19 protein-coding genes are annotated in these 20,471 nt (G+C 52.3%); 4 read left to right on the top strand and 15 right to left on the bottom strand.

The features are described from left to right. Positions 1-224: 224 nt before the first annotated feature. The 5 genes from D7Z26_RS10965 to ilvB all read right to left on the bottom strand — a co-directional run bounded on the left by D7Z26_RS10965 (position 225) and on the right by ilvB (position 6,525). Positions 225-1,424 (bottom strand): aminotransferase-like domain-containing protein, encoded by a 1,200-nt coding sequence (locus D7Z26_RS10965; protein ID WP_120976803.1) that lies wholly within the window; start codon positions 1,422-1,424, stop codon positions 225-227. Between the two features lie 20 nt (positions 1,425-1,444). After that, positions 1,445-2,995 (bottom strand): 2-isopropylmalate synthase, encoded by a 1,551-nt coding sequence (locus tag D7Z26_RS10960; protein WP_120976801.1) that lies wholly within the window; start codon positions 2,993-2,995, stop codon positions 1,445-1,447. 125 nt (positions 2,996-3,120) lie between these two features. Beyond that, the gene (gene ilvC / locus D7Z26_RS10955; RefSeq protein WP_407643512.1) at positions 3,121-4,143 is read right to left on the bottom strand and encodes a ketol-acid reductoisomerase; all 1,023 of its coding nucleotides are present in this window, start codon (positions 4,141-4,143) and stop codon (positions 3,121-3,123) included. A gap of 154 nt (positions 4,144-4,297) precedes the next feature. After that, the gene (gene ilvN / locus D7Z26_RS10950) at positions 4,298-4,783 is read right to left on the bottom strand and encodes an acetolactate synthase small subunit (RefSeq protein ID WP_120976797.1); all 486 of its coding nucleotides are present in this window, start codon (positions 4,781-4,783) and stop codon (positions 4,298-4,300) included. Further along, positions 4,780-6,525 (bottom strand): biosynthetic-type acetolactate synthase large subunit, encoded by a 1,746-nt coding sequence (gene ilvB, locus D7Z26_RS10945; RefSeq protein ID WP_120976795.1) that lies wholly within the window; start codon positions 6,523-6,525, stop codon positions 4,780-4,782. The genes ilvN and ilvB overlap by 4 nt, the downstream gene beginning before the upstream one ends. 494 nt (positions 6,526-7,019) lie before the next feature. Here ilvB and D7Z26_RS10940 point away from each other — a divergent pair, with 494 nt between their 5' ends. Next, positions 7,020-7,466 (top strand): GNAT family N-acetyltransferase, encoded by a 447-nt coding sequence (locus D7Z26_RS10940; protein WP_158602263.1) that lies wholly within the window; start codon positions 7,020-7,022, stop codon positions 7,464-7,466. A 62-nt stretch (positions 7,467-7,528) separates the two neighbouring features. Here D7Z26_RS10940 and D7Z26_RS10935 read toward each other — a convergent pair whose 3' ends face one another. Beyond that, entirely contained in the window at positions 7,529-7,801 is a 273-nt protein-coding gene (locus D7Z26_RS10935; RefSeq protein ID WP_120976791.1) for a 50S ribosomal protein L33, read from the bottom strand. Positions 7,802-8,121: 320 nt separating this feature from the next. On the opposite strand from D7Z26_RS10935, the gene D7Z26_RS10930 reads away from it, so the two are divergent. Further along, on the top strand, positions 8,122-8,805 hold the full coding sequence (locus D7Z26_RS10930; RefSeq protein WP_120976788.1) for a helix-turn-helix domain-containing protein: 684 nt from the start codon (positions 8,122-8,124) through the stop codon (positions 8,803-8,805). A 373-nt stretch (positions 8,806-9,178) separates the two neighbouring features. Here the strand turns inward: D7Z26_RS10930 and rplT are convergent, their stop codons facing one another. The 5 genes from rplT to D7Z26_RS10905 all read right to left on the bottom strand — a co-directional run bounded on the left by rplT (position 9,179) and on the right by D7Z26_RS10905 (position 13,377). Further along, positions 9,179-9,538 (bottom strand): 50S ribosomal protein L20, encoded by a 360-nt coding sequence (rplT, locus tag D7Z26_RS10925; RefSeq protein WP_116062642.1) that lies wholly within the window; start codon positions 9,536-9,538, stop codon positions 9,179-9,181. A 46-nt stretch (positions 9,539-9,584) separates the two neighbouring features. Beyond that, the gene (gene rpmI, locus D7Z26_RS10920) at positions 9,585-9,785 is read right to left on the bottom strand and encodes a 50S ribosomal protein L35 (protein ID WP_120976787.1); all 201 of its coding nucleotides are present in this window, start codon (positions 9,783-9,785) and stop codon (positions 9,585-9,587) included. Between the two features lie 16 nt (positions 9,786-9,801). Further along, positions 9,802-10,365: a translation initiation factor IF-3 gene (gene infC, locus D7Z26_RS10915; protein WP_233566803.1), complete on the bottom strand. Its 564-nt coding sequence runs from the start codon at positions 10,363-10,365 to the stop codon at positions 9,802-9,804. Between the two features lie 276 nt (positions 10,366-10,641). Continuing rightward, positions 10,642-11,880: a glycosyltransferase family 2 protein gene (locus D7Z26_RS10910; protein ID WP_120976785.1), complete on the bottom strand. Its 1,239-nt coding sequence runs from the start codon at positions 11,878-11,880 to the stop codon at positions 10,642-10,644. Between the two features lie 321 nt (positions 11,881-12,201). Next, positions 12,202-13,377: a glycosyltransferase family 4 protein gene (locus D7Z26_RS10905; protein ID WP_120976783.1), complete on the bottom strand. Its 1,176-nt coding sequence runs from the start codon at positions 13,375-13,377 to the stop codon at positions 12,202-12,204. Between the two features lie 161 nt (positions 13,378-13,538). On the opposite strand from D7Z26_RS10905, the gene D7Z26_RS10900 reads away from it, so the two are divergent. Further along, entirely contained in the window at positions 13,539-14,063 is a 525-nt protein-coding gene (locus D7Z26_RS10900; protein ID WP_120976781.1) for a phosphatase PAP2 family protein, read from the top strand. Between the two features lie 95 nt (positions 14,064-14,158). Here the strand turns inward: D7Z26_RS10900 and trmB are convergent, their stop codons facing one another. Both trmB and D7Z26_RS10890 read right to left on the bottom strand, forming a co-directional pair. After that, on the bottom strand, positions 14,159-14,947 hold the full coding sequence (gene trmB, locus D7Z26_RS10895; RefSeq protein WP_120976779.1) for a tRNA (guanosine(46)-N7)-methyltransferase TrmB: 789 nt from the start codon (positions 14,945-14,947) through the stop codon (positions 14,159-14,161). A gap of 163 nt (positions 14,948-15,110) precedes the next feature. Further along, the gene (locus tag D7Z26_RS10890) at positions 15,111-16,817 is read right to left on the bottom strand and encodes a pyrroloquinoline quinone-dependent dehydrogenase (protein ID WP_158602262.1); all 1,707 of its coding nucleotides are present in this window, start codon (positions 16,815-16,817) and stop codon (positions 15,111-15,113) included. A gap of 179 nt (positions 16,818-16,996) precedes the next feature. Here D7Z26_RS10890 and D7Z26_RS10885 point away from each other — a divergent pair, with 179 nt between their 5' ends. Then, positions 16,997-17,404 carry a cupredoxin domain-containing protein gene (locus D7Z26_RS10885; protein ID WP_120976774.1) on the top strand — a complete coding sequence of 136 codons (408 nt, stop codon included), beginning with the start codon at positions 16,997-16,999 and terminating at the stop codon, positions 17,402-17,404. Between the two features lie 52 nt (positions 17,405-17,456). Here D7Z26_RS10885 and D7Z26_RS10880 read toward each other — a convergent pair whose 3' ends face one another. After that, complete coding sequence (locus D7Z26_RS10880) at positions 17,457-18,611, bottom strand: carboxypeptidase-like regulatory domain-containing protein (protein WP_120976772.1); 1,155 nt, start codon at positions 18,609-18,611, stop codon at positions 17,457-17,459. An 86-nt stretch (positions 18,612-18,697) separates the two neighbouring features. After that, positions 18,698-20,407, bottom strand: coding sequence for a pyrroloquinoline quinone-dependent dehydrogenase (locus D7Z26_RS10875; protein ID WP_120976770.1), 1,710 nt, complete (start codon positions 20,405-20,407; stop codon positions 18,698-18,700). Positions 20,408-20,471 lie beyond the last annotated feature (64 nt).

Below are 20,471 nucleotides of genomic sequence, written 5' to 3'. Positions count from 1 at the left end.
TCCAATTTTGGATTTAGTGTAGTTGTCCGTTGAGACCTTCTCTCAATTGTAATACACTTGCACCCATTGGCAAAATAGATAAAAACTATTGGTTCGATAGGTAGGGACTATGGAAGGGGCGATCCTAATCCTTACGTTGTCGCCTGAGTGTCCAAAATGCCAAGAGACCGCCTTGGACTTTGGATCCATTGGACGGCCTCTTCGCATAATCGCTAATTGTATTATTATTTCACCAGCACGGTTTCCATCGCTTGCGACAATCGCTTCATGCCAGCAACGGTGCCTTCGAAATCGTTATGCGTAAAGTTCATGCGCATTCTGTTCCTAGGGGAATTGTCCTCCGCGAAGAAAGAAACGCCCGGCACGAACGCGACCCCAAGATCGACGGCTGTCTTAAGCAACTCACCCGTGTCTACCGATTCCGGAAGCTCCAGCCAGAAGAACATGCCGCCCTTCGGTTCGTTCCACGTAACGCCAGGCCATTGCTGTTGCTTGAGCTGATCGGCCATCTGACGCATGCGAATTTCGTATTCCTTGCGGACGAATTCGATGTGACCGTCGAGATCGAAGTGCTCCATCAATTGATAGAGCGTCTGCTGGTCGAGCGAGCTCGAATGCAAGTCCGCGGCCTGCTTCGCCCTGGCCATGTGGCGGATAATATCCGGATCCGCCATGACCCAGCCGGTGCGCAGCGCCGGGGCAACCGTCTTCGAGAACGTGCTCGTATAGACGACGCATGAGCCGGCCGGATGCTGATCGAGCGAGAAGATCGAAGGATAAGTAACCGACGCGTCGCCGAATTTGAGCTCTCCGTAGGGATCGTCTTCGAGAATGAGGGAATCGCTCTCGCGGCATAGTTTCAATACGCCTTGGCGTCGCTCCAAGCTCCAAGCCTGGCCCGTCGGATTGGAGAACGTCGGAATGACGTAGACAAGCTTGGGCCGATATTGCTTCAGCTTCGACTCCAAGTCCTCCAATACCATGCCGTCTTCGTCCGTTTCCACGGATACGAGAGTCGCGCCGTAAGAACGAAACACTTGCAATGCGGACAAATAGGTCGGCTTCTCCACGAGAATGACATCCCCCGCGTCGATATAGATCCGGGAAAGCAAATCGATTGCTTGCTGCGAACCCGTAGTTAAGAGCATATCGTCGGGCGTGACGGTAATTCCCTTTCGGCCCATCCACTTGCAGATACTTTCCCTTAGCGGCAAGTAGCCTTCCGTCAAGCCGTATTGCAACGCTTTATTGCCTGCCGCGAGCACTCTATCGAACGCTTCGCCGATAGCCGCGACCGGGAAATGCTCCTCCGCGGGCAGTCCGCCCGCGAACGAGATGATCGATTTCTTCTGCGTCAGCTTCAAGATTTCGCGAACCGCGGAAGAGGAGAATGTGTCCAGCCTTGTAGAAAAACGATAGTTCATCTGAGCGCTCCCCATTTCAATTAGATCAGCGTAACGTTATCGCGACGATTGCGGGCAGGCGCGTTGCGTTTGTCGACTAGCCTGTTCAAGGCATCCACGTATGCGCGAGCGCTTGCTTCCAAGATGTCCGTGCTCACCCCGCGGCCTTGCGCGGACGAATCTCCTTGCTTGAGCACGACGTGCACTTCTCCGAGCGCGTCCGTGCCGTCCGTAACGGACTTGATCGTGTAGTCGTCTAGCTCGACTTCTTCGCCGGTCAGCTTATCGATCGCTTGATAGATGGCGTCTACGGTACCGTTGCCATCGGACTCTTGCTTCACGATGCCTTTCTGCGTTTTCAGCGTAACTGTCGCGCTCGGCGTCGCGTGGCTGTCGAACGATACGACGAGCTGTTCCAACGCGAACACTTCCGGCGTTTCGATGATCTTCTCTTCGATCAGCGCGCGAATATCTTCGTCCGTCACGTTTTTCTTGCGGTCCGCGACATCCTTGAACTTGCCGAACGCGGCGTTCACTTGATCTTCCGTGAGGTGCTCGTAACCGAGATCGATCAGCTTCTCGCGGAACGCATGGCGTCCGGAATGCTTGCCGAGCACGAGTTTGCTGTCCCTCAGGCCGATCGTATCCGGAGAAATGATCTCGTAAGTCGTTTTCTCCTTCAACATGCCGTCTTGGTGGATTCCGGATTCGTGCGCGAACGCGTTAGCCCCGACGATCGCTTTGTTGCCCGGAACGACCATGCCGGTCAGTTTGCTGACAAGGCGGCTTGTGCGCGCGATTTCCTTCAGGTTAAGGGAAGTCGTCGCTTGGAAATAATCCGCGCGAGTAGCCAGCGCAAGCGCCACTTCTTCGAGCGCCGTGTTGCCCGCGCGTTCGCCGATGCCGTTGATCGTGCCTTCGATTTGGTCGGCGCCGTTCAAGATTGCGGCCAGCGAATTCGCCGTCGCCATGCCGAGATCGTCATGACAGTGCGCGGACAGTTGGATGTTCTCGATTCCCTGCACGTTTTCTTTTAACGTTTTGAAAATATTGCCGAACTCGGCAGGATTCAAGTAACCGACCGTATCCGGAATGTTCACGACCGATACGCCTTCGCGTACGGCCAGCGACGTGACTTCGCATAGGAAGTCCAGCTCCGTGCGGCCGGCGTCCTCCGCCGAGAACTCGACTCTGCTGAAATATTTTTTGGCGTAACGGATTGCTTTCTCCGCCGTTTCCAATACCTGCTCTTTCTCCATGCGAAGCTTGTGCTTGCGATGGATCGGGGACGTAGCGAGGAAAATGTGAATCGCCGGGTCTTCGGCGCCCTTCAGCGCTTCGTACACCGCGTCGATATCCTTCTCGACGGAACGGGCAAGTCCCATGACCGATGCGTTCTTGATCGCGCGCGCGACCGCGTTGACGGCGGCCAAATCTCCGGGCGATGCCGCCGGGAAGCCGGCTTCGATGCGATCGACGCCCAGTTTCTCGAGCTGCAAAGCGATTTCCACTTTTTCTTGCGTGTTCAGGTTAACGCCGGGAGACTGCTCACCATCGCGTAACGTCGTGTCGAAAATATAAATTTTTCTCATGGCTGATCTGTTCGCACCTCCTGAAACCTACCGTGACTTTGTTCCTCATTATAACATACCGATTGTCGGCATTTAACAAAAACCCCGGCTGGCTATGCCGGGGTTTCGTATCGCTTGTCCGTTATTTATTTCTTGATCCAGTGCATCATTCCGCGAAGTTGAGCGCCGACCACTTCGATCGGGTGCTCCGCTTCGTTGCGGCGGGTAGCCGTCAGGAACGCACGTCCGGACAGGTTTTCAAGGATGAAGTCGCGAGCGAATTTACCTTGTTGGATATCTTCGAGAACGCGTTTCATTTCTTTTTTCGTTTCGTCCGTTACGACGCGAGGTCCGGTAACGTAGTCGCCGTATTCAGCCGTGTTCGAGATGGAACTGCGCATGGAGGACAAGCCGCCTTCGTACATCATGTCGACGATCAGCTTCAACTCGTGCAAGCACTCGAAGTAAGCCATTTCAGGAGCGTATCCCGCTTCGACAAGCGTTTCGAAACCTGCTTTAACGAGAGCGGTTGCGCCGCCGCACAATACGGCTTGTTCGCCGAACAAGTCGGTTTCCGTTTCTTCGCGGAACGAAGTTTCGATAACTCCCGCGCGCGTGCAGCCGATGCCTTTAGCATAAGCCATACCGATTTCGAAAGCTTTGCCCGTTCCGTTCTGGTGGATCGCGATCAGTCCCGGTACGCCGAAGCCTTCGACGTAAGTACGACGAACCATGTGGCCCGGGGATTTAGGAGCAACCAGCAAGACGTCAGCGTCAGCAGGAGCTACGATTTGTCCGAAATGTACGTTAAAACCGTGGGAGAACATGAGAGCTGCGCCTTTTTTGAGGTTAGGCTCGATTTCGTTCTTATATACGCTAGCTTGGGTCTCGTCCGGCATCAAGATTTGAACGACGTCCGCTTTGCGAGTCGCGTCGCCAACGGAAAGAACTTCGAAACCGTCATTGCGCGCGCTGTCTGCGGATTTGCCTTCGCGAAGACCGATGATAACGTTCAGACCGCTGTCGCGAAGGTTTTGCGCTTGCGCATGACCTTGGCTACCGTAGCCGATTACCGCGATTGTTTTGCCTTTAAGAACGCTGAGATCAGCGTCTTTCTCGTGAAAAAGATTAACTGCCATGGGATTGTGTTCCTCCTTAAAATGGTTGATAAAACGAATATGTCGACCCTCGAAGCGGGCGTTCCAAGGGTGGCGCTAACGCGCCATCGCGCCGTCGTACTAAAGTCCGACGTTCCCCTCGAACCCCCGCTTCGATCGGGCGTTTATTTCTATAATGTTACTTCGTCATAAGGTGAGCCGTTTCTTACTTGACGCCTCTGTTCATTGCCGTGACGCCCGTCCGCGACAATTCGCGAATGCCGTAGGGCTTGAGCAGCTCGATCATCGCATCGATTTTCTCGGAATCGCCAACGACTTGAACGATCAAGGACACTGGACCGATATCCACGACCGCTGCGCGGAAAGTTTCCACGATGCCGAGAATTTCGGGGCGGACGGAAGGCTCCGCGCCGATCTTGATCAACCCGAGTTCCCGGCCGACCATCGGAGCTGCGCTGATGTCGATAACCTTGATCACGTCGATCAGCTTGTACAATTGCTTCTGGATTTGCTCCAACGTATGATCGTCGCCCGCAGTGACGATGACCATACGGGATAATCCCGGTTCCTCCGACGCGCCGACGGTAATGCTCTCGATATTGAACCCGCGGCGGCCGAATAGGCCCGATACCCGTTGCAGAACTCCCGGCTGGTCGTTAACTAATATCGCTATCGTAAATTTACGGTTCATTCGGAATCCCCCATGATCATCTGATCGATCGTGCTTCCTTGGGTAACCATCGGATACACGTTCTCATGCTTGCGGACAACGAATTCGACGACCGCAGGCCCCGGATGATTCAATGCTTCTTCCCATACGCTGCGCGCGTCTTCTTTGTTCGAAGCGCGGAACCCTTTTACTCCGTAGGCCTCGGCAAGCTTCACGAAATCCGGGCTACCCGAAAGGTCGATATGGCTGTAACGGTTATCGTAGATGAGCTCTTGCCATTGGCGAACCATTCCGAGCACTTGGTTGTTAATGATAACAACTTTAACCGGAATGTTGTTGATCGCGCAGATCGCAAGCTCTTGGGCGCACATCTGCATGCCGCCGTCTCCGTTGATCGATACGACCGTTCTGCCGGGATTGCCCATCTGTGCGCCGATCGCCGACGGGAATCCGAAGCCCATCGTTCCGAGTCCGCCCGAGGTTACCCAAGAACGCGGTTGCTTGAACGGATAGTATTGCGCCGCCCACATCTGATGCTGACCGACGTCGGTCGTCACGATCGCGTCGCCGTTCGTCGTCTCGTGAATCATCTGAATGACCCATTGAGGCTTCAACTCGGTATCGGAATCGATATACTTGAACGGCTTCTCCGCGGACCATTCGGCGATTTGTTTGCGCCAGGCATCGGCTTTCCCCGCGTACTTCGCGATGGCGTTCGCCTGCTGAAGCACCGCCTTTACGTCTCCGACGATCGGAATGTCCGTAGGCACGTTCTTGCCGATCTCCGCCGGATCGATATCGATGTGGACGATCTTCGCATGTGGCGCGAAACCTTTCAGCTTGCCCGTCACGCGATCGTCGAAACGAGCGCCGATATTAATGAGCAAGTCGGCCGATTGAATCGCCGTATTCGCCGTCCATGTTCCGTGCATTCCCGGCATTCCCATGTGCAGCTCGTGGCCGCTTGGGAAACCGCCCAATCCAAGCAATGTCGTCGTAGTCGGAATGCCCGTCTTCGTGATGAACTCGTAAAGCTCCTCGTGGGCTCCCGAGTATACGACGCCGCCGCCGGCTAGAATAACCGGTTTCTCGGCTTTCTCGATCGCTCGGATCATTTTCTCCACTTGTTGCTTATTCGGTTGAACCGTCGGGTTGTACCCGCGAAGATTAACTTGGGTTACGGGTTGGAACAACGTTTTTTCCGCGGAAACGTCTTTCGGAATATCGATGAGCACCGGACCTTTCCGTCCGCTGTTCGCAATATGGAAGGCTTCGTGAATGACTCGAGGCAGATCCTCGGCCTTACGTACCAGATAGCTGTGTTTCGTAATCGGCATCGTGATCCCTACGATATCCGCTTCTTGGAAAGCATCCGTACCGATCAGGGTCGTCGCTACGTTACCCGTGATGACGACTAGCGGTACTGAATCCATATATGCAGTTGCGATACCCGTGACCAAGTTGGTCGCGCCCGGTCCCGAAGTCGCGATACATACACCCACTTTGCCGGTAGAACGCGCATAACCGTCCGCGGCGTGAATGGCACCTTGTTCGTGTCTCGTCAACAGATGCTGGAAATCCGAAAAGCCGTGCATGGCATCGTAGATGAACAGTACCGCGCCGCCCGGATAACCGAAGACGCACTCTGCTCCCTCCAGCAATAAACTGCGAAGCAGTATTTCAGATCCCGTGATCACCTCGGGCTTGCTCCACTTCTCGATCAATTCTTCCTTGGACTTCATTTGAACACCTTGAGCACTCATCTTTTTTCCTCCTTTCAACAAATCAAAAAGCCTTTCATCCCGACGCCAATATGGCTATCAAGGGACGAAAGGCTGTTGCTTCCGCGGTACCACCCGAGTTTGCCGCGCATCTCGCGATGACGGCCTTATAAAGTATGAGTTCCAAAAAATCAAGGAACGTTCATACTCTAAGCGCAATAACGTGCGCTAATCCGATTCACCCTATTACGCCGTTTAGGCGGTTCAGGCGAACAGCTCCGAGGAGACTTCGCTTACAGGGGTTAAGGTATCGGTTTCAGCAGGTCCGATACTCTCTGCGCATAAGAGCCCTATCGCTTTATCCTCATCACGGCTATTTGCTTTGCAGTCGATTTAGACATTATTATATTCTTCGCTAAGGCATTCGTCAATACACATCTTAGCCGTTACCGATCAAATTACTTTCTCATACGTTGTACAATCGGCAACCGTTCGTAATCCGGGCCGAGCGACTTCGTAAGGGGGAGGTGCCCTGTTTGATACGTTGGAGACAACCGCGGGACGATAAGGGCATCGTCGAGCTTGTCCGCACGCAATTGGTTCCGATTTCCCCATGGCAACATCCCCGGGACAGCCGCTTGCACTATGAGATCGCGCGACGCATGCGCAGAGGAGCCACTCTCGTCGTCGCCGAAACCCGCAGGAGTTCGCCGTTCGGCTTTCTTCATATGGAATTTCGCGGCACGGTTCTATTCATCGATCTGCTTGCCGTCGATTCCTCCCGTCAGAACAAACATTGGGGAACCGCGCTCATGCGCCGGGCAGAGCAATACGGGCGCAAGAAAGGCTGCACCACGTCGCGGATATTCGTGGATGAGGGCAACTATCGCGCTCTCCGCTTTTACGCCAGACTCGGTTATACGACGATACGTACGATCGATGCGCTCAAAGTGATCGAAGTCGCCAAGCCTCTGTACAACTGAAAATAACGACAAAGAACAGCGGACCGATGCCCATCGGTCCGCTGTTCCCGTTACTTTCTAGATTACCACCATCCGCCGTCAAAGCCGTCATAACCGTAACCGCCGTAACCGTATCCGTCCCCATAACCGTAACCGCCATCAACAGCCAACACATCGAACAAGACCAACGGAAGAATCAATTTAATTTGCGCTTTCTCACCTTTTGGTTGCTCCAACGCAACTCGGTTGCCTTGGATTCGAACTAACTTGCCGGAAGCAACGGATCCGTCTTTGCGAACGGCATAGATTTGTTTGCCGATAAAATGGCTTGCCTGCGATCGAGTAATTCGCGACATTACCCAACACTCCTTCCTTGGTGTTCATTGGTTGCGAAACGCGAAAGACGACAATCGGATATCGGGTTTGATCAACGTCTCCGTTGTCCTGTTAATGTATGGCTTGCACGCTTGTCGTGCATGTACATCTGTCCCTCAGCGGGAAAATGGGGCTTGCCGGCCATACGGGATACTCATGTATTTTGCAGGTCATCCAACGAGACTTGTTCGTTCGTCGGAAGTCATGTATCATACTAACCAAAGCTGGTCGCGAAGCACGCGCCGTTCATCCGGAACTCTCCGGGCGAGCGGCGTTTTTTTATTGATAAGGAGGAATGGATATGGCTGTTGCGAGTAGGGATGCTTCTTTTGAAGTTGCCTATGGGGAGTGGATGGCCGGGCATACGAGGAAGAGCTCGGGGGAACGGAAACGAAAGTTAACGAAGGGTCTGAATCACGCGCAGAAATCGTTCATCGCCAAGGTGTGGTGGCCGAACTTCTTCTCTTTTAACGCCCTGCACCCGGAGTACGAGGTTACGGATTTTAAGGATGGGTTTCGTTATTTGGACTTCGCATGGGCGATGCCGGGCATTAATGTCGCGATAGAGATCGACGGATTCGGTCCCCATTGGCGGAACGTTGACCGATGGAAATTCGCCGACAATCTCTTTCGCCAAAATCATCTCGTGCTCGACGGTTGGATCGTTTTGCGCTTCTCCTACGACGATATCGCCGAACATCCCCGCAGATGCCAGCAACTCCTTATGCATGCAGCCGGCAAGTGGGGGATTGATAAGTCTTCCGTCACCCTTGATATCGATGATCCTGTCGACCGGGCAATCGTAGCCTATGCGGAGCGAAACCGTTCCCCTTTCTCGCCGACTTCCGCCGCAAAGGAACTCGGATGGCATAGGACAACAATCAACCGACACATCGTCGGTTTGACCAAGTCAGGTTACTTGAATGCTGCTTCCTCCGGAAAGAAACGAACGACGCGTTATGTTCTTGGAAAAGGAGTAAAGTAGCGGAGTGCATCTTATTCGCCGCATCCAACACACTTTCACTCACCGAAGTAGCGGAGTGCATCTTATTCGCCGCATTCACCACACTCTCACTCACCGAAGTAGCGGAGTGCATCTTATTCGCCGCATTCACCACACTCTCACTCACCGAAGTAGCGGAGTGCATCTTATTCGCCGCATCCACCACATTCTAACTCACCGAAGAAGCAGAGTGCATCTTATTCGCCGCATCCAACACACTTTCACTCACCGAAGTAGCGGAGTACATCTTATTCGGCGCATTCTGCACTCTCCCATGCCTCCCCAACCGATCATCACCGCAGAAAACAAAAAAAGCCCCAGTTGCCCGGGGCTTGTCCGAACGCGAGGCCGAAGCCTACGCGTTGATTTTTTCTTTGGCTGCGCCGGCAAGGGAGTTGAACGCGCCGATGTCGTTCACTGCCAGGTCGGCAAGCATTTTGCGGTTTACTTCGATACCGGCCAATTTCAGGCCGTGCATCATTTTGCTGTAAGACAAGCCGTTCTGGCGAGCCGCAGCGTTAATACGCACGATCCACAATTTGCGGAAGTTCCGTTTCGTCTGACGACGGTCACGGTATGCGTACATAAGGGATTTCATTACTTGTTCTTTAGCTTTCTTAAACAGGCGATGTTTCGCGCCCCAGTAACCTTTTGCTAACTTCAACATTCTATTGCGACGACGGCGCGTGACGAATCCGCCCTTGACTCTTGCCATGATTCATTACCTCCCGGAAGTGTTCATATAACGAATTATCGATAGTTTATTTCAGGTTTGCGAGTTGTTGCTGCATGCGGCGAACGTCGCCTTGCGCTACCAATGGTTGGCCTGCCAATACGCGCTTAGCGCGACCGGATTTGTGGGACAACAAGTGGTTTTTGTAAGCTTTGAACCGTTTTACTTTACCGGTTCCGGTAATTTTGAAGCGATCTTTCAAGCTGCTATGAGTTTTCATCTTAGGCATGAATTGTATCCTCCTGTCAGTGGGCTTTCGGAGCCAAAATCATAATCATGCTGCGGCCTTCCAGCTTAGGCATGCGCTCAACAACACAAATTTCTGCTACTTCGTTCGCGACCCGCTCCAAGATCTTCTGTCCGAGCTTGGCATGCGTAATTTCGCGACCGCGGAACCGCACGGAGCATTTCACCTTGTCGCCTTCGTTCAAAAATTTCACAACATTGCGAAACTTCGTTTGATAGTCGTGCTCTTCGATGTTCGCACGAAACCAAACTTCTTTGAGGTCGACGATTTTCTGATTCTTCCGAGCTTCCTTTTCTTTCTTCTGCTGCTCATAACGGAATTTGCCGTAGTCCATGATGCGACACACAGGCGGTTTGGCCTGAGGCGCAACGTTAACTAAGTCGAGATTCGCGTCAATGGCCATCTGCATAGCTTCACGAAAAGGTTTGATCCCGATTTGTTCGCCTTCTGGGCCGACTAGTCGGACTTCCTTCGCCCGGATTTCCTCGTTGATCTGATGATCCTTGCTAATAATGTTCCACCTCCGAAATAAACTCTTATTATTGAATGGTTGAGACAACATAAAAAAATACGAGTCGCATCGACCCGCATCCTAGTCCAAACGTATCGGCCACGCGAACAATCCATCGTCCGCATTTCCCGTATCGTCGGCTACGCAAACCCGTCAGCCGAAGCCAATCAGGTGAGAAGCGGGTGCTTCTGCTTGCGCGTGCTGAATAATTCTTAAATCAGTCACAACGATCACTATATCATGCTCCGCGCAGGAAGTCAACGCGTACCCTGCAAAAAATGAAAAGAGGGTTTCCCCGGGCCATTCCCGGGGAAACTCCGAGCTTCCTTACATTTGTTTCCCTTGCACTTCTTCCAAGCGAAGCACGCGGGTGTGCTGAGTATGGCTCCATGTTTTGTTGTTCTGCGTAAAGAAAGCATAGAACGTAATCGGCCACCACGTGAAGAAGAAGATCGGGAACGTAATCAGCCTAAAGTACACGCGCCAGTTCACTTTCTCGAGCAACATCGCCAGCGGTACCTGCATGTAAATGTACAGAGATATAGGAACGGCCAGCCATACCGGCGCGAGCGAGTAGATGGAAACGAAATGCGGAGCTCCCGGCAGCAAGACGTCGAACCACAACGTAGCCGTCAGCAGGAAACCGATCAAGAAGTTATAAGCGTTAAAGACATAGAGCGCGGCATCGATCTTGACCATGCTGCGTTCCTTGATTCCTTGCCATAACAGCGGAAACATGTAACGACGGGTAACATCGAAATGCCCTTGCATCCAACGAAGACGTTGGCGGGAAGAAGCTTTGAACGTAATCGGCTTCTCGTCATACACGCGCGCGTCGTAGTTGAACTTCGGATAGATGTCGCGCTGGATGCAACGGATCGTGAATTCCAAATCCTCGACCAGGCTCGTTGCCCCCCAACCCATTTCTTTCAGCAGCTTCGTCTCGAAGCACATCCCCGTTCCGCCCAGGAAATTGGATAACCCTAAATTGTATCGCGGCATCTGCCACAGGCGGTTGCAGAACCAATAGTTAATCCCGTTAGCTGCGCTAACCCAGGAATCATGCGGGTTTTTCGTGTCCAAATAACCTTGGATGACTCTGTTGCCGTTGCACAGGTCCTCGTTCATGTATTGAAGGAAGTCCGTCGCGACGAGATTGTCGGCATCGAACATTACGATCGCATCGTATTGCTTCGGATGTTTCCACAATTCCTTCAGCATCCATTCGATCGCGAAGCCTTTGCCTCGTTGGTTCGGGTTCGATCTTTCGCACGCGTGCACGCCTTCGTACTTGCGAACGATATTCGCCGTACCGTCGGTGCAATTATCGCAGATGACGAAAATATCGAACAGCTCGCGCGGGTAGTCCATTTTGAGCAAATTCTCGATTAATGCGCCTACGACCGTTTCTTCGTTATGGGCGGCAACCAGCATCGCGAACGATTTGGTCGGCTTATGCGTGATCCGCTCCCTCTTGCGATACCACCCGAAGAAAGACAAAATCACCTGATACGCGCCAATGATGAAAAACAACACTTGAACGACCAAAAGAAAATCGTTAAACATATTCAGTTGTACCCCCTAGATCCCTTTTTTCTTTTTCTCTGTTTAGTTTCTTTTTCTCTGTTTGGTTTCTTCTCCGACACTTTCTCGATCAACCTTTTTTACCCTTGCGACTCCTCCCTGAAAAGAGAACTTCTTGATTTTCTTCGGAATGCTTCTTTTTGTCAAAAGGTTATAATACCCGTATTCGCGACTGACGGCCCTCATCGGCGATTAACTGTGGGATAGCTGCGCATGTAATCGAGATTTCTCCGCTTTAGCTCCCCTTTCCGGCGATTTGCATGCCTTTTCTATCCGTGGACCTATCCCATGTTCACAATAAGTTTACGAATGGGAAGCGGACAATGTTGCGGATTCCATCTTCGTCGACGATTCTATGCTCGTCATAAGCTCCCGGAAAATCCCCTCCCATGACCGCGTACGCGCCTCGAGCAAACCCGTAGCGGATAATCTGGCTCGCAAGGCGGGGTCGCGGTACAAACGCTCCAGGCTTCCGGCGAAAGCCTCCGAACTGCCGGGATCGCAGAGAAGACCGTTGATTCCATCCCGGATCGTATCCGGAACCGCCCCGCCGGCGGCTCCGATGACCGGCAAACCGCAGGCCATTGCCTCCAATACGACGTTGCCGAAAGTCTCCGTCGCCGAGGGGAATATCATAACGTCCGAAGCTGCCATCCACAGCCGTAGCCGATCTTGGGGGACCGAGCCGAGAAATCGAGCCCGGATCCCTAACCGCTCGGTTAACGACTTCATCTCTCGGGAAGCAGGACCATCGCCCGCGACGACGAACTCGATATCGGCCCCGGTTGATTCGGACATGCGAGCGACGGCTTCCGCAGCGACTTCCGGTTGCTTCTCCGGAGCTATTCGCCCGGCGTACAAAATGACGAATTTCGCGTTCGACAATCCTACCTCCGTCAGAAAATTCTTACGATCTTCGAGCGGATAGAACCGACGGATATCGACTCCCCGACTCCAGATTTCGAGCCCTTCCCACCCGTCTTGACGGCATTCTTCCAGCACGGAGCTCGAAGGAACGTAGATTTTTCCGCAAGGCTTGTGAAACCAATGCAAATATCTCCATAGAAGTTTGCCCATCCATTGTAAATTGTAAAACGGCAAATACCGCGCGAAATGCGTATGATGAGACGCGACGAGAGGAATGCCGTGTTTAATCGCCAGGCGACGGCCGACCACTCCCGTACCGAAAGGGGTCGCGACATGCACGACCGTGGGGTTGAAGCTCAGGAACTTGCGCTCGACGCTACCGGTCTGCGGCACTGCCAGCCTGCATTCGGGATACAGGAAAAACGGAAGGCTGATCAACCTTTCCGCGACCTGGGATACATGTTTTTCCCTGCGCGGTCTTGAAGGAGCGAACACCATACACTCAACGCCTTGCTTGCGCAAATAATCGATCCATCTCCCTAACGTCTTAGCTACGCCGTTAACCTCCGGTTCGTACGTATCGGTAAATAAAGCCAATCGCATTTCCGCCATACGCATTCCCTCCTCGCCCGTTTCCTTTATTTTACGGAACGGACATTAACGGGATATCAACCATGCGTTAATACTGGCGTGACAATGGAGCTGTATGCTAGAGACAGGAAGACCAAATCGGCCCCGGAGCCGACCGGCCCCACGGCCAGAGGAGAGCGATCATGAGTCGAATCTACCGCTTGCTTCAGGAAGTCGAACGCCCCTTATTCCTGCACGTCAACATTCGTTGGAACCGCTCGACGTTAAATTTGCTCTTTCACGTATTGTCGCTCATCGCGGGGGCTACGTTCAGTCTTTGCCTATCGTTAGCCGCCGGAATATTCGCGCCCCAGCCTTGGAGTCACGCCGGTTGGTTGGCGTTCGCGGCGGTCGTGCTCAGCCATATTCCCGTCGCCATCGCCAAACGAAGCGCACCGCGCTTACGTCCCTATCAGGTGTTCCCGCAAACTAACACGAATAGGCGTCCGTTGAAGGACCCCTCCTTCCCGTCCGGTCATACCACGGCCGCTTTCGCTATGCTTACGCCATGGATGCTCGCCGAGCCCAAGCTCATCCCCATACTCCTGCCGGTCGGAATAGGCGTTGCCTTATCGCGAATCTACTTCGGCCTTCATTTCCCAAGCGACACGGTTGTCGGTGCGCTGTTAGGCAGCTCTACCGTGCTCCTTCTCTCCGTTTGGATTTAACCCGCTCAAAAAATAACGCGTTTGCCCTCCCCGGGCAAACGCGATTTACATAACGGCCCTACCCGGCTCTCACCCGGGTAGGGCCGTTCATTGTTCTATTCGTCCGACTCCGAATCCTCGTCTTCGTCATCGCCGGCTTCGTAATTTTTCGTCGTCCCTCTTCTTAATTGAGCTGCCAGATCCTCTGCCACGAGGCGACGATGCTCCTCCTGCACTTTAGGCCCGACTACCGCTTCCAGCCTATAAATCGGCATGCCCTTAGCGACAAATTTACTCTCGTATTCGGTTAGAACAAGATCGTCCCGAAGGCTCTGTCGATGCAAATCAAGCGAGATGTTGCGCATTTGAATCTCGGCTGCGGAGAAGCTGTTGAGCGAGAATTCGAATAGGCTCAAAGAATCCGTCTTGAAGTGGATTTCTCCTATATCATTTAGCGCTTCTTTATACATCATCAGAAAACGCGGATGCGTCAGCCTCCGTTTGCCATGTTTCGACTTCGGCCAAGGATCGCTAAAGTTCAAATAAACGCGCTCCAGCTCGCCGGGCTCGAACATTTTGTCCAGAAATTCCACGTTCCCGCGCACTAGCGCTAAGTTCGGTACCTCGTCCATTCCTTTTTCGTCTTTCCACAGCTTTCGCGCTTTCTCGCTGCCTCGTTTCAGCAATTCGTCGTACATATCCATCCCGATATAATTGATATTAGGGTTATTGCCGCTTAAACGGCTGATGAATTGCCCTTTGCCCATGCCGCATTCGATATGGATCGGGTTTTCGTTGCCGAAGAACTCGTGCCAACGCCCTCTTAGCTTCTGAGGCTCCAATACTACGAGATCCGGTTGCTTCTCCAAGCTTTCCCGAATATTTTTTTTGCCGCGAAGTCGCATTTCTTAATCCTCCCACAACACTGCGTCGTTAATCGTCAATGACTCTTATTGTGCCTAATGTGTCGTCCGTTGTAAAGAGAGAACGTCCTGCCCGTAAAAAAACAAGACAGGCCTACGACCTGTCTTGTTCCGCTGCGTCAATACGCGCCTATTGTTCGATCGGTCAGCCGTGAGCGCCGGCTTCTGCGCCCGAAGTCGAGGCTGGGCCTTGCGTTTTGTCTCCGCCCAAAGCAAATACCATTACTTTAGGTTTCGTGCCGCCGGATGTCGTTACTACGTACTGTTTGCCGTCCTTAGTAAAGATGGAGGGAGCCGACATGATGTTATCGCCGATCGTTTGGAACTCCCAAATGATTTTGCCGGATTTAATATCCAGCGCGCGGAACTTACCGTTTAACTCGCCATAGAACGCGATTCCGGTTGCCGTGCTCGTGAATCCACCGCGCATCTGATCGTCCGTATCGTATTGATAAGCGATTTTGCCCGTATTCATATCGATTGCGGTTACCGTTCCGTAAGGCACGATATCCGCGGGAGCTTCCGCAATCGTCGTTCCGAACGGAGAGGTTTTTTCTGCTCCTTTTTTCTCGGCTACAATCTTGCTCGGAGCTTCGATTCCCGGAATTAGAACGTAATTGGAATCCGGATCATAGGTTTCAGCCGCGAAGTTTTGTCCGCCGTATACGCCAGGATAGATCAATACGCCTTCCGGCGTCGGATTCGGATGATCGATCTTCTTGGCGAATTTAACGCCGTCGTAAATCCTCTCGCCCGTAGCGGCATCCAGCGCCCACCATTGCCCGGATTTACCGCCATGAACGACAACCTTGCGTTCGGCTCCATTGATCTTCGCTTTAATCAGCATCGGAGTAGAAGCGGCGTCATAGTCCCAGAGGTCATGGCTGATCTCTTGCTCTGCCCAGATCAATTTGCCGTTGCTGCTATCCAAGGCAACTACAGAATCCGTGTAAGGATTCGCGCCAGGTCGATCCGCTCCGTAGAAATCCGGTGCCGGGTTACCTGTACCGAAATACATGATTCCCGTTTCTTCGTCGATCGTGACCGGACACCACACCGCGCCGCCGCCGTTATAGATGGCCGTCTTCAACCAATCTTGGCCTTTAGGCGGAACCGTCCAGAACGGAGCATCCCAAGCCGGAGTTAAATCGCTAGCTTTATAAGCCATAACGAAGCCTCGTACGCCGTTATCGCCGCCGCTGCTTCCGATATAGAGGTTACCTTTGTAGTATACGGGGGCCGTTGTCTCATAATATCCGTTAGCTACCGTTACGCCATCGACCGCATCGGCGATTTTGATGGCCTTGGTTGTTTTACCCGTTTTAGCATCGATAGCGATCAGGCGGTTGTCCAAGGTCAGCATGAACACTTGACCCTCGGCTACCGCAACGCCACGGTTTGCTACAATGTATAGGTTTTTGGAATTTTCCATCAGCTCGGCATCAGGCGCCCAATGCCAAATTTGTTTACCCGTCGTCGCTTCGAACGCGAACACATGGTTCTTGGAGGTCGTCGCGTATAACACGCCATCCACCACTACCGTAAAATTCTGATTGCCGTTTGGAATAGCAGCATCCAAATCCTTGAAATTCGCCGACCAAACGACCCCCAAATCTTTAACGTTATCTTTCGTGATCTCTGCGTAAGGGACATGGCGCGTGCTGGCCAAGTCGAAGTGAACGTTCGGAAAATTCGCGGACTGACCGGCTTGAGTCGGCGACGCGGAAGCGGAAGGAGATACGGAGGCGGATGGAGACGTAATGTTATTGCCGTTATTGCCGTTATTGCTGCAAGCGCTCAAGGCAAAGGCTGCCATGACTAATGCGGTTGCAACAGATACGATTTTCTTCACAACGTAGTTCCCCCTTGTTTCGAATAGGAATTGCCTAAAGTCAAAGTTCCCAATTTTATACTGAACCATGCACGAACGGACAAATCCCTCTATCAACGTAGAGGTTAGAGGAATAGGTATCCTCGTTCCGGGGTATTTTATTGATCATCGCTTATCCAACTCAGGAGGGTCATACGAAGATGAATAAGAAAAAAGGTCTATTTCTCGCGCTTGTCGCATTGGCAACCCTATCCGCGCTGAGCGCGTGCGGCAGCAAGAATAATGCAAATAACGTATCGCCTTCCCCAAGCGCTCCCGCGCCTTCCGGAACGACTGCGGCGGGCGGAACGCAAGAAATCACTCTTCATGCGAAAAACTGGGTATTCGATCAAACGGAAATCAAAGTCAAAAAGGGCGATGCCGTTAAGGTGACTTTAGTTAACGATGAAGGGGCGCACGGATTGGCAATCGAAGATTTTGGCGTCAATATCAAGAACGGGCAAACCGCGGAGTTCACGGCCGACAAAACGGGGACCTTCGAGTATCATTGCAGCATTCAATGCGGTCAAGGACACGACAACATGACCGGCAATCTTATCGTCGAATAACAAAGGGATTGGAAGCCGTCTTAGCGACAGCTTTCAATCCCTTTTTCGTCAACTAATTTAGGGGAGCGATTCCGACAGGATCGCTTTTGCTTGGAGCTGGAATCCAGGAGGATGGAACGGAGTCCCCTACTTTTATCTCCGTATCGGAAAATCTACTCATTGCCGTTTGGTAAAACAACGGCGATTTGTCCCATTCGGCTTTGGCGATCTTCAGAACGAACGAGCCGTCTTCTTGAGGCAAGCTGATCGTATACGCCACGGAAGGATCTATGGACAAGCCGATCGCCTGCGCCCAATAAAGCGCGCCCTTAGCCGGTTTGCTTACCAATGTCGGCGGTTGATCGACGATCGTTGTCCCCGTCTCCGGAAGAATGATGTCCGTATTCACGCTTGTACCTTCCGGGAACCGATACACCCTCCCTTCCGGAAGCGTATACTGAACATCTCCGACATGAACGTTCAAATACAAGTCCTCGTCATCCTCGGGAAAATAATACAGCCTGTACTCTCCCTTTTCGTTCGCGGGTTCGGAACGCGACCAGCCTTCGCCCTTATCCCTCGTAAAGCTGACCATAGCGCCTTTGACCGGTTTTCCTTGCGCATCCTTCACGACGCCTTGAATAACATACTTATCCAAGGTTGTTTTCGGATAAGTAAATCCTTCTTCGACAACGGCGCGTGCGTGGACTTCTACCTGATCCGCCTTGTCGGGATCCGCTTTAACTTCCGTTACTTGGATCGGATAGTAAACGTCGATTCGGCCGGACGCCGACTTCAATGCTTCTTTGGTCGAGCTTCCGACCGCTTTCCCCTCTACCGTTGCTTGCTCCGCGTTCGATACTTGTAACGGAATGCTTTGCGGGATGCTCCGATCTACCAGTACCTCGAATAAGCCGTTCTCATCCGTCGTCATATTGCGTTTGCCCGCTATTCCGACCACAACGCCTGAAACCGGCTTCCCGTCGGATAGCACTTTGCCCTTTACCGGCAGTAATTGAGAGTTATCCATTTTCCAAGTAACGACGGGTAACGTAGTTTGATCCATTTGAATCGTTACCTGAGAAGGTGCTTCCTCTGCCGTTTCCGTTGCCGTTGCCGTTGACGGCTGCGTCGGCTCTGTATTCTCGTTGTTGTTCGTACATCCGGCTAGCAGCGTACCTACCACCGCAACTCCTGTTAGCAGGATTAGCGTAAGTCGTTTTTTCATAACAATTACTCCTTTTTTAGCAAACAAGGCAGACCAGCAGGTCTGCCTTGTTTGCTAATCCTAATTATACCCTTTTAGGTTGCCGATCAACCGTGAGCGCCTGCTTCCGCACCCTCGGTAGGGGCAGTGCCTTGCGTTTTGTCTCCGCCTAAAGCAAATACCATTACTTTAGGTTTCGTACCGCCAGAAGTCATCGCAATATACTCTTTGCCATCTACCGTAAATATAGAAGGCGCGGACATGATGTTATCGCCGATCGTTTGGAATTCCCAAATGATTTTGCCGGATTTAATGTCAAGAGCGCGGAACTTACCATTCAACTCGCCGTAGAAAGCAATTCCCGTTGCGGTACTTGTAAAGCCGCCGCGCATTTGATCGTCGGTATCATATTGGTAAGCAATTTTACCCGTGTTCATGTCGATAGCCGTCACCGTACCGTAAGGAATAATATCGGCAGGCGTTTCGGCGATTGTCGTTCCGAATGGCGAAACTTTTTCCTCGCCGTCTTTTTGCCCTACAGCCATGCTAGGGGCTTCGATTCCAGGGATCAGAACATAGTTAGACTCTGGATCGTACGTTTCCGGAGCATAGTTCTGTCCGCCATACACGCCCGGATAGATTAATACGCCTTCCGGAGTCGGTTCCGGATGATCGATTTTTTTGGCAAATTGAACGCCGTCGTAGATTCTCTCGCCCGTAGCGGCATCTAGCGCCCACCATTGCCCGGATTTACCGCCGTGAACGACTACCTTGCGTTCAGCACCGTTAATCGTCGCTTTGATCAACATCGGAGTCGATGCGGCGTCATAGTCCCATAGATCATGGCTGATCTCTTGCTCTGCCCAGATCAATTTGCCGTTGCTGCTATCCAAGGCAACTACAGAATCCGTGTATGGATTCGCTCCAGGACGATCCGCTCCGTAGAAATCCGGTGCCGGGTTACCCGTACCGAAATACATGATTCCCGTTTCTTCGTCGATCGTGATCGGACACCACACCGCGCCGCCGCCGTTATAGATGGCAGTCTTCAACCAATCCTGGCCTTTCGGCGGAACCGTCCAGAACGGAGTATCCCAAGCCGGAGACAAATCGCTTGCTTTATAAGCCATAACGAAACCGCGTACGCCGTTATCTCCGCCGCTGCTTCCGATATAGAGATTACCCTTGTAGTAGACGGGAGCCGTCGTCTCATAATAACCGTTAGCTACCGTTACGCCATCGACCGCATCGGCGATTTTGATGGCCTTGGTTGTTTTACCCGTTTTAGCGTCAATAGCGATCAAACGGTTATCCAAGGTTAGCATGAACACTTGACCCTCGGCTACCGCAACGCCACGGTTTGCTACGATGTATAGGTTTTTGGAATTTTCCATCAATTCTGCATCGGGAGCCCAGTGCCATAATTGCTTGCCCGTTGTCGCTTCGAAAGCGAACACATGGTTCTTGGAGGTCGTAACGTACAACACGCCGTCTACGACCATCGTGAAGTTTTGGTTGCCGTTTGGAATCGTAGAATCTAGTTGTTTGAAATCGGCGGACCAGATTACGCCAAGCTCGTTAACGTTTTCTTTCGTGATTTCCGTGAAAGGAACGTGTCGCGTACTCGCCAAGTCAAAATGGACGTTCGGAAAATTTTCGAAGGTGCCCGTTCCCGTCGACGCGGATGCGGACGGAGATGCGGATGGAGATGCCGAAGCCGATGGGGACGCTTCGTTGTTATTCGAGCTTGAACAAGCGGATAACGCAAGACTTGTTGCCAGAATCGCGCTTGCAACCGTTAATGATTTCTTACTCAATGATGATTCCCCCTAATGAAATTTAATTACGCTAAGTACATCCAATCAAACCTTCCTAGGCATA

Origin of the sequence: Cohnella endophytica (assembly GCF_003628305.1) — a bacterium.
Classification (GTDB): Bacteria; Bacillota; Bacilli; order Paenibacillales; family Paenibacillaceae; genus Cohnella; species Cohnella endophytica.
The sequence above is the reverse complement of the archived record's forward strand: the minus strand, read 5'-3'. Positions and strand labels throughout refer to the sequence as shown.